The sequence below is a fragment of the Macellibacteroides sp. genome, from assembly GCF_050251695.1.
GTDB lineage: Bacteria > Bacteroidota > Bacteroidia > Bacteroidales > Tannerellaceae > Macellibacteroides > Macellibacteroides fermentans.
Genome location: NZ_JBFWMI010000084.1, coordinates 1 through 13,745 on the forward strand (window position 1 = coordinate 1; position 13,745 = coordinate 13,745).

General features: G+C 45.4%; 13 protein-coding genes, 1 tRNA gene and 1 pseudogene. 10 read left to right on the plus strand and 5 right to left on the minus strand.

The features are described from left to right. From AB7E53_RS11700 to AB7E53_RS11710, 3 genes and pseudogenes are all read right to left on the minus strand, one after another. Positions 1-403 (minus strand): annotated as a pseudogene (locus AB7E53_RS11700) (hypothetical protein); the annotation flags it as partial. A gap of 70 nt (positions 404-473) precedes the next feature. Then, the gene (locus AB7E53_RS11705) at positions 474-995 is read right to left on the minus strand and encodes a hypothetical protein (protein ID WP_446775810.1); all 522 of its coding nucleotides are present in this window, start codon (positions 993-995) and stop codon (positions 474-476) included. 348 nt (positions 996-1,343) lie between these two features. Beyond that, positions 1,344-1,418: transfer RNA gene (locus AB7E53_RS11710), tRNA-Pro, on the minus strand. 271 nt (positions 1,419-1,689) lie between these two features. On the opposite strand from AB7E53_RS11710, the gene AB7E53_RS11715 reads away from it, so the two are divergent. After that, entirely contained in the window at positions 1,690-3,363 is a 1,674-nt protein-coding gene (locus AB7E53_RS11715) for a putative transporter (RefSeq protein WP_079684537.1), read from the plus strand. A 117-nt stretch (positions 3,364-3,480) separates the two neighbouring features. Here AB7E53_RS11715 and AB7E53_RS11720 read toward each other — a convergent pair whose 3' ends face one another. Further along, complete coding sequence (locus tag AB7E53_RS11720) at positions 3,481-4,668, minus strand: THUMP-like domain-containing protein (RefSeq protein WP_446775812.1); 1,188 nt, start codon at positions 4,666-4,668, stop codon at positions 3,481-3,483. A gap of 250 nt (positions 4,669-4,918) precedes the next feature. On the opposite strand from AB7E53_RS11720, the gene AB7E53_RS11725 reads away from it, so the two are divergent. From AB7E53_RS11725 to AB7E53_RS11765, 9 genes are all read left to right on the plus strand, one after another. After that, the gene (locus AB7E53_RS11725) at positions 4,919-6,112 is read left to right on the plus strand and encodes a saccharopine dehydrogenase family protein (protein WP_068180263.1); all 1,194 of its coding nucleotides are present in this window, start codon (positions 4,919-4,921) and stop codon (positions 6,110-6,112) included. Between the two features lie 4 nt (positions 6,113-6,116). Next, positions 6,117-6,575, plus strand: coding sequence for a thioredoxin-dependent thiol peroxidase (bcp, locus tag AB7E53_RS11730; RefSeq protein WP_068180266.1), 459 nt, complete (start codon positions 6,117-6,119; stop codon positions 6,573-6,575). 4 nt (positions 6,576-6,579) lie between these two features. Further along, a complete protein-coding gene (recA, locus tag AB7E53_RS11735) occupies positions 6,580-7,614 on the plus strand; it encodes a recombinase RecA (RefSeq protein WP_079684540.1) in 1,035 nt (344 codons plus the stop codon). A gap of 98 nt (positions 7,615-7,712) precedes the next feature. Then, positions 7,713-8,705, plus strand: a complete 993-nt coding sequence (locus AB7E53_RS11740) for a GNAT family N-acetyltransferase (protein WP_446775814.1) — start codon at positions 7,713-7,715, stop codon at positions 8,703-8,705. Next, the gene (locus tag AB7E53_RS11745; protein WP_446775816.1) at positions 8,677-10,026 is read left to right on the plus strand and encodes a polysaccharide deacetylase family protein; all 1,350 of its coding nucleotides are present in this window, start codon (positions 8,677-8,679) and stop codon (positions 10,024-10,026) included. Before AB7E53_RS11740 ends, AB7E53_RS11745 begins: the two co-directional genes overlap by 29 nt. Continuing rightward, a complete protein-coding gene (locus tag AB7E53_RS11750; protein ID WP_446775818.1) occupies positions 10,019-11,311 on the plus strand; it encodes a hypothetical protein in 1,293 nt (430 codons plus the stop codon). Before AB7E53_RS11745 ends, AB7E53_RS11750 begins: the two co-directional genes overlap by 8 nt. Continuing rightward, entirely contained in the window at positions 11,295-12,416 is a 1,122-nt protein-coding gene (locus AB7E53_RS11755) for a glycosyltransferase (RefSeq protein ID WP_446775820.1), read from the plus strand. Before AB7E53_RS11750 ends, AB7E53_RS11755 begins: the two co-directional genes overlap by 17 nt. 20 nt (positions 12,417-12,436) lie before the next feature. Further along, positions 12,437-13,093, plus strand: coding sequence for a 50S ribosomal protein L11 methyltransferase (locus tag AB7E53_RS11760; protein ID WP_446775821.1), 657 nt, complete (start codon positions 12,437-12,439; stop codon positions 13,091-13,093). Further along, on the plus strand, positions 13,002-13,472 hold the full coding sequence (locus AB7E53_RS11765; protein ID WP_446775823.1) for a hypothetical protein: 471 nt from the start codon (positions 13,002-13,004) through the stop codon (positions 13,470-13,472). The genes AB7E53_RS11760 and AB7E53_RS11765 overlap by 92 nt, the downstream gene beginning before the upstream one ends. Here AB7E53_RS11765 and AB7E53_RS11770 read toward each other — a convergent pair. Next, a partial coding sequence (locus AB7E53_RS11770) for a 2-amino-4-hydroxy-6-hydroxymethyldihydropteridine diphosphokinase (RefSeq protein WP_446775825.1) occupies positions 13,430-13,745 on the minus strand: 316 nt, incomplete at its 5' end. The two genes, AB7E53_RS11765 and AB7E53_RS11770, sit on opposite strands and share 43 nt — an antisense overlap.

Consider the following 13,745-nt stretch of genomic DNA (forward strand, 5'->3'; position numbering starts at 1 on the left):
TATTCACATTTTGTGGAGACTGAACAAAGCAGATGCTTAATTGGGAAGGATCCAGAGGAAGCCGTCGTTTTTCACTGGAGCTTCCCCAGCAGAAACGATTCAAACAGAGCAGCTTCCAGCGCAGGCGATCAATCTCTTCCTGCGCTTCTATAAGTTCAAGCTTACTTTCAAAGGCCTCTTGCTTCTTCTCATAGATCTCTTGTTCTTTCGCAAGAATCTCTTGTTTCTTATCAAGAATCTCTTGTTCCTTCGCCCGGATAGTTTGCTCATTCTCTAAGATCTTTTGCACATACTCCAGATCCTTCTGTTCACTCAAACGAAGCCTGTCCAACAGGCCTTGATACTCCTCTAAAGAGAGTGTTACAGACAAGGGAGGAAGAGTTTGTATCTGATCTTTTTTCATGCCACAAAGATATGTAAAAACAATGGTTTTAACAAGTAAACCATATATTAAATCGCTTGTATAAAGCATGTTACACTCTTTTTAACCGCCTTCTTTTAACCTCTCTTTTCTCAGATAACAAGCGGTTGATTTCTTGCCAGTCACTAGTCCGATAGCCCCCTGCAATTTCCTCTTTTTTAAGACGAAGTACTCCCTGCCGAAGCTGACGGTGGATGCTGATATATTCGCCGGAGAGGCTGTAGAGCAGGGTCAAAGAATGTTTATTTTTTCTTACAAACACATGACATTCTCCCTCTTTTGGATAAAATCCCCAACAACGCTTCACTTTCCCGCATAGACTGTCGATACTGTAGGTGGATCGTTCGGGCAACATGTAAAGATAATAGGACCACTCTGGATTCAGTAATGAAAGCACACCACGGTTACGGATTAATAAATCAGCCGGTGTGCGGATACCTAAATCTTCTTTCTCAAATTTATAACGCCGACAACCATCAAAAATAAATAATACTGAATCAAATGAATTACGTTCTGAAAGTAATGATAGTAACTTCTCATTACGGTCTGGAAAATACAATACACTATATGACATCTTTTTGAGGACAAAGAAACTCTATTATACTATATAATAAGACACGTACTACACCGAATAGATACCGGCATAACGAAGAACTATTCGTTTGTCAGCTGTTCACTTTGCGTTTGTCAGCTGTTAAACGCAAGTTATCCATATGTTGACTTTGCGTTTGCCATATGTCAAACGAATAATGCATAACGATGAAACAAATAGTTTGTAACTATGAAGAGAATAGTTTGCAGTTATGTAAAGAATAGATTGTGGTTATGATTTTTACGTTGATCCTTGATTCCCAAACCACCGAAATCAGCAAAATTGATAAAAACAAAAAGGCAACCATCTTAGATGATTGCCTTTTTGTTGTCGGGGTAGCGGGATTCGAACCCACGACCCCCTGCTCCCAAAGCAGGTGCGCTAACCGGACTGCGCTACACCCCGAAAAACCAGTTGACTTGCGTCTTGTTTTCTGATTGCGGTGCAAAGGTAGGGTTTATTTTTTAACTGCAAAACTTTTTCCCTCTTTTCCTTCAAAATTATTGAATCCACCCAGGCATTGCATCAACCCAAAAAGGATCACTTCTTTCATTTTGAACGTATTAAAGAGATTCCACATCCAATTACGGGGTGTTAGTTATTACATTGTTTCGTAATTTGAGCTTTAATCAAACATAAAGTCATATCTTTGCAGCCACAAATTTTAGGTTATCTTATGGATTGGTTATCGGATGCGTTTTTAAAACCCACAATCATACAGGCTGTGATTGTAATATGCATGGTGTCTGCTCTGGGACTCGCTCTGGGCAGAATAAAGTTTTTCGGCATATCGTTGGGTATCACGTTCGTGTTTTTTACAGGTATCCTTGCCGGACACATCGGCATCGAGGTTAATCCGGACATGCTTAACTTTGCCCAGAACCTGGGACTTATTCTTTTTGTGTATACACTGGGACTGCAAGTGGGCCCCGGCTTTTTCTCTTCATTCAAAAAAGGAGGAATCGAATTAAACCTGCTATCCATTGCTGTAATTGTGCTGGGTATTTCCATGACACTAGGATTTCACTGGGGATTGGGGGTTTCACTATCCAATATGGTAGGCTTGTTTTCGGGGGCGGTAACCAATACTCCGGCACTTGGTGCGGCTCAGCAGGCATTTCTGCAGCTTAATCCGGCAGACACCAAAGGAACTACCGATATGGCTTTGGCTTGTGCGGTAACCTATCCTTTAGGGGTTGTAGGCGTTATTCTGGCCATTGTGTTTTTACGCAAGTTTTTCATCTACAAGAATGATACCTCTTTTTCGAAAGAGCATAAAGATCCTACCACCTATGTTGGCGAGTTTCAGGTAAGCAATCCGGCCATTTACGATAAAAGCATCCGCGAAATCATGAAACTTACTCACAAGCAGTTTGTAATTTCCAGGGTGTGGAGAGACGGCAAGGTTAGTATTCCTACTTCGGAGACGAAGCTGCTCCCACACGACCATCTGCTTATCATCTCGGTGAAATCGGACGTAGAAAGCATCAAGGTACTGTTTGGCGAACAAGAGCAAGTTGACTGGAACAAAGAGGATATAGACTGGAATGCAATTGATAGTCAGCTTATTTCCCGCAGGGTGATTGTTACACAACCTAAGATAAACGGGGTTAAATTGGGATCGTTAAAGCTGCGCAATCTGTACGGTATAAATATCACCCGCATCAACCGCGCGGGGATCGATTTGCTGGCCTCTCCTAACCTGCACCTGCAGATTGGGGACAAGCTGACTATCGTGGGAGAAAAGAATTCGGTAAACAATGTGGTGAAGATCCTTGGCGACGAGGTAAAACGACTGGACAATCCCAACCTGATTGCCGTGTTTGTTGGCATCACTTTGGGTGTTATCCTGGGGGCATTACCCATAACCATTCCGGGCATGAGTACACCTGTTAAACTTGGAATTGCCGGGGGCCCCATTATCGTGGGTATCCTGATGGGGGCTTTTGGTGCCCGTCTACATCTTACTACTTACACAACGCAAAGCGCAAACCTGATGCTTCGTCAGCTTGGTATCGTTATCTATCTGGCAGGATTGGGGATCAATTCGGGTGCTCACTTCTTCGAAACCATCTTCCGTACCGAAGGTCTGATCTGGATTGGATTGGGTGCCGCACTCACGCTTGTACCCGTATTGATTGTGGGCGTTGTAGCCATGCGTGTGCTTAAAATGGATTATGCCAACAGCATGGGTATGCTTTGCGGCAGCATGGCCAATCCCATGGCGCTGAGTTACGCAAACACAACGGTTGAAGGTGATGAACCATCGGTTGCCTACGCAACTGTATATCCCTTGTCCATGTTTATCCGGGTTATCTCAGCACAACTGCTCATCCTGCTGTTTTCATGATATAACAGAGGTTTGAGCACTTCATCGCTTCCCAGTGGAACGTATTGATGTTGCTCATCCTGCATTTTCCTGCTGTTTTTGTTTTCCTTCTTTTTCGTGATATAAGGAAATGTTGTATCAGGCAAGCTTCGAACACCGAACAAGTAGTTTATCACCGTTGGCGTTAGTCGTAGCAAATATATAAACATCACCCCCTTCGGCTATTTTGGTTCGTTTGCGCAACTCCTGAACCGATAATGGAAAGTTCCTTACGGTAATGTTTGCCTTGGGAACGCTCTTGTGCAACTCCTTGGCCAGCTTACCGGTAAAAGGATATACCTCCTGCACCACAAACTTTCTGCCCGGGAAAAGTTCAACCAGGTTATCGGAAGTGTAAAGGTGACTGCTTACCTGAAGCTTGGCCACCCCCATCCGGTCCGCCACACACTTAAAGGCTCCGGCCTTTAGCAACGATGCGTTGGGCTCGTATAAAAAACGACCGATACCTGCAGCCATTCCGGCAGCCGTATCCCGCTCGTCCGCCAGGGTAAATGAAAAGGACTCCGTACTTTCGCTGGTAAGGTTTACGCAGGTTATAAGAGGATCAACCAATGCCGTTGTACGCTCCAGAATAAACAACAGCTCCTTACATTCGTTCTTTACCGACACCACATGCACGCCGGTGGTCTGGGGCAGCAGCTGCAACGTGTGCTGAATATCGGCCATGGGAGATATTTTGGCAATAATACGGGGCGCCTTCTGCAGTAATACGGGAGCAAGTCGTATTAAATCGGGTTCGCAATCTTCAAGAGCATACACCCGCTTGTCTCCTTCGCCTCTGCGGGCCGGATCGATATAAAACAGGTCCACCTGCTCTATTTGCTCCAGGTATTCCACAGCATCTGTATTCAACACCCGGATATTGTCTGCCTGCAGCACTCCGAAATTATGACGGGCAGTTTCGCAATAACGTTCAAAGCGCTCGAGGTAAAGCACCTCACGGGCCCTGCGTGAAATAAAGTAGCTATCCACCCCAAGTCCGCCTGTAAGGTCGCACACACGCTCGTTTTCGCCAACCAACTGCTGTTTATACAGTCCGGTTAATTCGGACGAACACTGTTCGGCAGCTATTTTGGCGGGAAAGAGCAATGCTTCGTTGTCGTACCACGAAGGTAACTTATCCTTGATCTGACGGCGGGATGCAAGCTGTTCCACCGCAAAAGGGATATCGATATCCGGATAGCGGTTAGCCGAAAGCAACAGCTTGTTGAGATCGTCTTTTTGATGTTTACGTATAAAATCGCGGAATTGTTCTGTAACCTGCATGATTGTACTGCTTCTTGAATGTTTTTAATCTATACCCCCGCAAAAGAGAATGTATCGATGGGATATCACAGCTTGAATCCGATACAAAAATAAGGCAAATATTTCAATCTGGCCCTGCATATACAAGGATCGATCTCATTATAGATATTTTTTATTCTTACGGATGCAGATTAATCTCAATAATAATCGTATTTTTGTAGTTGGTTTAAATCTTTAGTAACTATATTAACAAGAAAATTCTATTTGATTAATGGGAAGAGTATTAATTATTGGTGCAGGTGGTGTTAGTACGGTAGCAGTTAAGAAGATCGCTATGAATGCGGATGTTTTTACAGATATCATGCTGGCAAGCCGTACAAAGTCTAAATGTGACGCGATTGCTGCTGCAATCAAAAACGTAAAGATTCAGACAGCTCAGGTGGACGCAGACAATGTGGACGAACTCATCAAACTGTTCAATTCCTTCAAACCGGAGTTGGTGGTTAACCTGGCACTCCCCTATCAAGACCTTACCATCATGGATGCATGTCTTGCCTGTGGTGTGAACTATCTTGACACAGCCAATTACGAACCTATCGACGAAGCTAAATACGAGTATAGCTGGCAATGGGCTTATCAGGATAGATTTAAGGAAGCTGGTCTGACAGCTATCCTGGGTTGCGGATTCGACCCGGGGGTAACCGGAGTTTTCACTGCTTACGCAGCAAAACATCATTTTGATGAAATTCAATACCTGGATATCGTGGATTGTAATGCCGGTGATCATCACAAGGCTTTTGCAACCAACTTCAATCCGGAAATCAATATTCGCGAGATTACTCAGAAGGGTAAATACTGGGAAAACGGCCAGTGGGTGGAAACAGAACCACAGGAGATACATAAGCCGCTTAACTACCCCAACATCGGTCCGCGTGAATCGTATCTGTTACATCACGAGGAGTTGGAGTCGCTTACCAAGAACTTCCCGACTATCAAACGTGCCCGTTTCTGGATGACATTCGGTCAGGAGTATCTTACTCACCTGCGTGTGATACAGAACATCGGTATGTCTCGTATCGATCCTATCATGTACAACGGAATGGAAATTGTTCCAATCCAGTTCCTGAAGGCTGTGTTGCCTAACCCCGGCGATCTGGGCGAAAACTACACAGGCGAAACATCCATCGGTTGCCGTATCCGCGGACTAAAAGATGGTAAAGAACTTACTTACTACGTTTACAACAACTGTAGCCACCAGGCAGCTTACGAAGAAACAGGTGCGCAGGGTGTTAGCTACACTACTGGTGTTCCGGCTATGATCGGCGCAAAGCTGTTCATGCAGGGTATCTGGCGTAAACCAGGTGTATTTAACGTAGAGGAGTTTAATCCGGATCCGTTCATGAAAGAACTGAACGAACAGGGTTTACCTTGGCACGAATTGTTTAACGTAGACTTAGAACTATAGGCATATGGCACTTACTGTTGGAGATAAAGCCCCCGAAATACTGGGGACCGATCAGAATGGGAACAATATCAAGCTGAGCGATTTCGCAGGAAAAAAACTGGCATTGTATTTTTATCCCAAAGATAACACATCCGGCTGCACGGCTCAGGCCTGCAGTTTGCGTGATGGATACGAACAGCTACGTGCTGCAGGATACGAGGTTATTGGGGTAAGCAAAGACAGTGCCAAGTCGCACCAGGGCTTTATCTCCAAACAGTCGTTGCCCTTCAGCTTGATTGCTGATACAGAAACAACCCTGAACCAGGCTTTTGGCGTATGGCAGGAAAAATCGATGTACGGACGTAAATACATGGGGACTGCCCGTACAACCTTTATTATAAACGAGGAGGGCATCATCGAACGGGTGATCGACTCGAAAGAGGTGAATACAAAAGACCATGCAAATCAAATCCTTAATAAATAATACGATGGCTGAAAAAGAAAAAGGTTCAGAGATTAATTTTGAGAAACCGGCACCCAACCTGGAGAAACTGAAGGCGTTGCGTGCCACAATGGATAAGATTGAGAAAAGCTACGGCAAAGGCTCAATCATGAAAATGGGTGATGATCATGTGGAAGAGGTAAGTGTCATTCCTTCGGGTTCGATCGGGCTGGATGCTGCCTTGGGCGTAGGCGGATATCCCCGCGGAAGGGTGATCGAGATTTACGGACCGGAATCGTCTGGTAAGACTACCCTGGCCATTCATGCCATTGCCGAAGCACAAAAAACAGGTGGTATTGCCGCATTTATTGATGCAGAGCATGCATTCGACCGTTTCTATGCCGAAAAGCTGGGTGTGGATGTAGAGAACTTATATATTTCGCAACCGGATAGTGGCGAACAGGCACTGGAGATTGCAGAACAGCTTATCCGCTCGTCGGCTATCGATATCATCGTTATCGACTCTGTGGCGGCACTTACTCCCAAAGCCGAACTTGAAGGCGAGATGGGCGACAGCAAGATGGGTCTGCAAGCCCGTTTGATGTCTCAGGCATTGCGTAAGCTTACTGCCGCTATCAACAAGACAAATACTACCTGTATCTTTATCAACCAGCTCCGCGACAAGATCGGTGTTATGTTTGGTAATCCGGAAACTACTACCGGTGGTAATGCTCTTAAGTTTTATGCTTCGGTGCGTCTGGATATCCGTCGTATCGGTCAGCTTAAGGACGGCGACGAGGTAAAAGGTAACCAGGTTCGCGTAAAGGTGGTGAAAAACAAGGTTGCTCCTCCTTTCCGTAAAGCCGAATTCGACATCATGTTTGGTGGAGGTATATCCCGCACCGGCGAGATTATCGATTTGGGTTCCGAATTGAATATCGTGAAGAAAAGCGGTTCATGGTATAGCTACAATGAGACTAAACTGGGACAAGGCCGCGATGCTGCCAAGCAGTGTGTTGCCGATAATCCAGAATTGGCCGAAGAGCTTGCCGGATTAATTTTGAATGCTCTGAAGGGATAAGAGATAGCTTTCTTTTATGAAAGTAAAATAAAACCTTGTTATTACCGTTATTCGGGATAACAAGGTTATTTTTTTAACTCCAATACTAGTAAGACGGCATGAGTGAAAAAGACAGATACATCGCACTGTGTAATACGGAAGAATCCATTCCCCTGTTCGGCAGACCCTGGTGGCTGGATGTGGTGTGCGGAGCTTCAAAGTGGGATGTATTATTGGTTGAAGATGGAAACAATATCTTAGCCGCCATGCCCCTTTACAAACCGCTTTCCAACGTGATTTCCATGCCCTGCTATACCCAGACCATGGGACCCTGGATAAATCCTCGTTTCGAGCCGCAGGCTTACGGTAAACAAATCACCCACAGGCAGGAATGTTTAAAGAAGTTTGTTTCCCGATTGGAGGGATACAGCTCTTTTTTACAAAACTTCCATTCCGGCATTACCGACTGGCTTCCTTTTTACTGGGGTGGATACACCCAGACCACCCGCTATTCGTACGTATTGGAAGGTATTAATAATCAGGAGATATTGTGGGATAATCTGAGTCAGAATATACAACGTAACATCCGCTCTGCACGCGATAAAAAGGGGATTTTCTGTAAGAAGGGCATTCCGGTGGATGATTTCCTGAAGGTGAATGCCCAGAGCTTCGGCAGACAGGGATTAGCTGTTAAAGGCGACGAGCAGTTGCTAAAACGGCTTATTGAATGTTGCCGCCTCCGTAATCAGGGAGAGTTGTGGGGTGCATACGATCCTGCCGGACAACTTCACGCCGCTATCTTTGTGGTATGGCAGAAAAGCTCGGCCTACTATCTTGCCGGAGGCGAAGATCCGGCACTACGATCATCGGGAGCAGGAAGTCTGCTGATGTGGGAAGCCATATGTTCTGTATCCCGGTTTACGGATCGATTCGACTTTGAAGGATCAATGTTAGAGGGTGTTGAGCATTATTTCCGGAAATTTGGTACAATTCAGACCCCCTATTTCACAATAACAAGAGGAAAAATGTGTTTACTATACAGAGCCTGGTTAAAACTGGGGAAATTTGTAACCAAACAACACGATGAGCGAGATGATAACCGAAAGATTTAAGCTGAATGAAGAGACGATTCGTTACATTATTCACTTTTTAATTGCAGTAAAAGTTCCCGATGAGGTATATAATGCGGTTGGTTATACGGCGGACAAAGATCAGTATAAGAACTACAGCATCATTATTAATCCATCTCTGTTCTTTCACGAAAAAATTTACGGCACACATTCCAACCTTCCTATATTGCCTTTAAAACAGATTGAAGGTGTACCATTACTTTATGGCAAACCTCAAACCTTCTGGGCTGGCGAAACTCTGATTGTATACGCCGATATTATTGCCAGTGCTTTTTTTATGCTGAGCCGATACGAAGAGATGGTGCGTCCTGCTGTAAGGGACGAGCACGGCAGATTTCCCGGGAAAGAATCGATTGCCGGCCGAATGGGGTTCATTAACAGGCCCATCGTGGACGAATATGGAAAGATACTTCGCAGGTGGTTACGAAGTACGGGATTCGAAATTCCCGAGCCCGGTAAGTCTATAAAAAAGATCTACCTCACCCACGACTTGGATATGCCATTCTTTTGCAGATCGTGGAAAAGTGTGATACGTGAGCTGATGCGTGGCACCAACGCACTCAGCCTTCTACGCATTCGTACCGGACAACCGGAAGCTGATCCCTTCTATACCTTTCCCTGGTTTAATATACAAGCCCGGAAACTTCAGCTTACAGTTGGCAACAAGCGCTGTAAAAGTATTCTATTTGTAAGAGCCGGTGGAAGCACACCGCAAGACAAGCCTCATTATAAATTGAAATCGCACCCCATCCGTAAACTGCTTACAGCCAGCATAAACAATAACATATCAATCGGGTTGCACAGCAGTTACGAAGCCGGAATTAACCCCGGTTTGATTGCACAAGAGCATAACAACCTCGAAAACGCCATCATCCAACCCGTAAAATACAACAGGCATCATTACCTCTCTTCACGAGACCCCAGAGACATGGAAGAGCTTGAAAAGGCAGGTATAACAGACGATTTCACCATGGGATATGCAGATGTGGCTGGATTTAGACTGGGCACCACCCGACCTGTTCGTCGGATTGATCCTTATACTGGGATTGTCAATTCGCTGAAGCTTCATTCAATCACAGTAATGGATTGTACGCTGAACGAACAAAAATACATGAATATGACCAGTCAGGAGGCCGAAATTTATTGCCTCGACCTGATCGACAAGGTTAAGGAGATGAACGGTGAACTGGTTTTACTCTGGCACAACAATCTGGTGACGGACAATCCGCAGCTAACCCGCACCGTACCCTGGTTACGTTCTCTTTACGGTAAATTAATAGAACATCTGATGATCAATGCCTGATAAAGAGAACATATTATCCAAAAAGATACTTATCCTTTGCGATATGTTTCCTCCGGCATTTGCCCCAAGGATGGGTTACCTGTGCAAATATATGAAGAAGGCGGGTTGGGAACCGGTGGTCGTTACAGAGTACATCAACGAAAACACCTTTGCATTCTTAAAGGAGGTCTGCGATGTTACCTACGTGGATTTCTATCCATATAAAAACAGATGGATTAAAAAACTGGCTTGGGTGGCAACGCTGACGGCCGACTGCCTTTTCGGATACAAGGAGCGCAGGATGGCCAAAGCAGCTGCCCGGAAGCTTAGTCAGGGAGGCTTTGGCTGTGTTTTATGCAGTACCTATCGTACCTTCCCCCTTCCGGCAGCTTACAAAGTAGCCAAAGAGTTTCGGATTCCGCTGGTGGCTGACCACAGAGATATCATTGAACAATATGCCGGAACCGAATATATCGCCAGCAAGATGGGCCGCTTTCCATGGCTGAACAGGCTGATAACCAATCTATTTACCAGTCGTTTGTTAAACGAGAGGAACAAGATTCTTCCCAAAGCAGATTGTATCACCACGGTATCCACCTGGCATGTGGATACCCTGAAGAGGTACAACGGCAATGTACGGCTTATATTTAACGGCTACGATCCGGAGCTGTTTTATCCGGAACAGATCAAGACCAGCGAGTTTGTACTTTCCTACACCGGCCGACTGCTTAGTTTTGCCATTCGCGACCCGCGTCCTCTGTTTGAGGCAATCGGGCGTCTGCATACCGAAGGTGTCATCACTCCGGCGGATTTCAGGGTAAAATGGTACATGGATTCCTATTCTCAGCAGCTGGTTTCCGGCGAGGCAGAAAGATTTGGCTTGCTCGGTTACATGGATTTTTATCCGTATGTGGAAGCTTCGCAAGTCCCTTCCATACTCAATAACAGCTCGATATTGCTTCAGTTGGCCAACACCGCCAGTCAATCCGGACCGAAGGGGATTATGACGACCAAGCTTTTCGAGGCTATGGCAGTAGAAAAGCCCATGCTGTGCGTACGAAGCGACGAAGCTTGTCTGGAGGCTGCCATTCGGGAAGCCAATGCCGGAGCAAGCGCACGTACTGCCCAGGAAGCCTACGATTTTATAAAATATTACTTTGAAAGATGGAAAACCGACGGATATACGTCGGTCAGCGTAAATAAAGAGGTTGTAAAGAGGTATTCCCGCAAAGAACAGGCTGGCCAATTTATGGATCTATTTATGGAGTTGCAAAAGAAAGGAGACGAACATGGAAAAGCATATTAACATCATTGCCCTGAACATTCCATTTCCGGCCAATTACGGCGGGGTGATCGACATCTACTACAAACTGTATGCATTGAGCCGTTGCGGGTTTAAAATCCATCTGCATTGCTTTGAGTATGGCCGTCAGCATGCCGTAGAATTGAATAATTTGTGCGAAGAGTTGATTTATTACAGAAGGGAAAAGGGACTCAGCTCCCACTTTTCGTTGCTTCCCTACAATGTATACAGCCGCAGAGACAAGCAGCTGCTCCGGAATCTATGCACCAACTCCTATCCCATCCTTTTCGAGGGACTTCATAGTTGTTACCTGATCAGCCATCCGGATCTGAAGGACCGAATGAAGATATTCAGGGAATGCAATATTGAACATGCCTATTACCTGCACCTCGGTAAAGCAGAAAGCAATCCTGTAACAAAAGCATTCTTTTACCTGGAGGCTCTCAAGTTCCGGATGTATGAGCCGGTTCTGAAACATGCAGATCTGATGATTGCTGTTTCGGGAACCGACACAGCCTACCTTCGTAAACGCTTCCCGGGAAACCGGGTCGAGTTTATTCCCTGTTTTCATAAGAACGAACAGATTGATATCCTTCCCGGACAATCGGATTATATATTATATCACGGTAATTTATCTGTCCCCGAAAATGAACGTGCCGCACTGTATCTGATTGAAAATGTTTTCTGTAGACTCCCATTCAGATGTGTGGTGGCGGGACTTAATCCCACAAACAGACTGAAGCAGGCGGCTGCTAAATACATCAACGTCTGTCTGGAGATAAATCCGGCGGAAGACCGTATGGAAGAGTTGGTAAAAAATGCCCAGGTTCATGTGCTGGTTACGTTTCAGGAAACGGGATTAAAACTAAAGTTATTAAATACGTTGTTTGCGGGAAGGCATGTTATTGCCAATAAGAAAATGCTGGCCGGAAGCGGACTCGACAATTTGTGCTGTATTGCCAATACAGCAGACGACCTTGTGCTGGCTTGCAACCAGTATATGGAGATGCCATTTCACGTTGCATCCATCGAGGAGCGAAGAAAAATGCTTATACCACAGTTCTCCAATCTGGAACAGGCCAGGCGATTGGCCGAAATGATGGGATGACGATCATCTAATTTACTTGTATGAAAAACACAATCTACCACACAGCTATTCAGGAATTGACGGAAAAGCTGCAGGCTGTTCCTTACGAAACGCTTTCGATAAGCAGCTATAACAAGTCTTATATCAAAGGAATGATGCCGGCAATAGGTTATTTCCTTAAAATCTATGCAACCTGTCTGCAGCAAGGAATTGCCGGATCAGGTAAATCTCCCCGCGAACTTACCATGATTGATTTTGGAGGGGGAAGCGGATTCCTGAGTATGTTGGCCAAATCGATCGGTATCGGACATGTAATCTATGTAGACCTTAACCCGTTGTCTGTTCAGGCTGCATTCCGGTTGAAGGAATATACCGGAACCGGAGCCGATCTGTTTCTGGAAGGCAGTACCGAACAGCTTGCTGATTGGTGCAGGGATACCCAATCGAAACCCGACCTGCTGATTGCGACAGATCTGATTGAGCATGTGTACGATCTGAAACGTTTTTTTGCCGGGTTAGTGTCTATCAATCCTGCGCTAACGATGTATTTCACCACTGCCTCTACCCCGTACAATCCGTACGTAAAGAGGAAAGTTAAGGAAAATAATGAACTCCTTCGAAACCGGCGATGCATTGTCGCCCAACTACTTTACCAAGCGTTACGAGTACATACGTACGCAGTTTCCATCATTGAATGAAGGCGATTTGAATGAATGGGCACATTGCACCCGGGGACTAACCTTCGGGGATATATCCAACGTGATACAGTCCGATTTGAAACCTGTACCAAGCGACCCGTGGAACACCTGTGATCCGGAAAACGGTAATTGGACCGAAAGGATACTCCCCATACAAAAATACAGGGATTACCTCAAACCCTACGCCTACGATGTAAGTGTAAGCAAGGGCTTCTATAACGAACAAAGAGATAGTCTGATCAAGTGGGCTGTATGCAAGTGTCTGAATAGTTTGATAGGCCTAACCGGCAAAATGGGTCTTTTGGCAGCCCCTTTCATTATTATCTCTTGCCTGCCTCAGGGCTCCTCCTGCAAGTCGGACAATCCCTTCAGTACATAATCCTGCTCCAGGTCTGCCGGTTTAAGTACCCAATCATTCCATTTAACAAGATCTACATCGAGGGGTATTTTGCCTTCGGCTTTTAATTGGGTGCTTCTTCCGGCGGCTTTTTCTATCTCTTTAAGCAAAGGTTTGAGTTCATCCGAGCTGCAGTCGGTATAAGCGATGGCAACCTGATTCAGGTAATTGCCAATGCTGTAAGAGCTGCCCACCGGCTCTGTATAATAGCTTTCGGAAAAGCGGATAGACAGGAATAGTTTTTTTAGCTGCTCC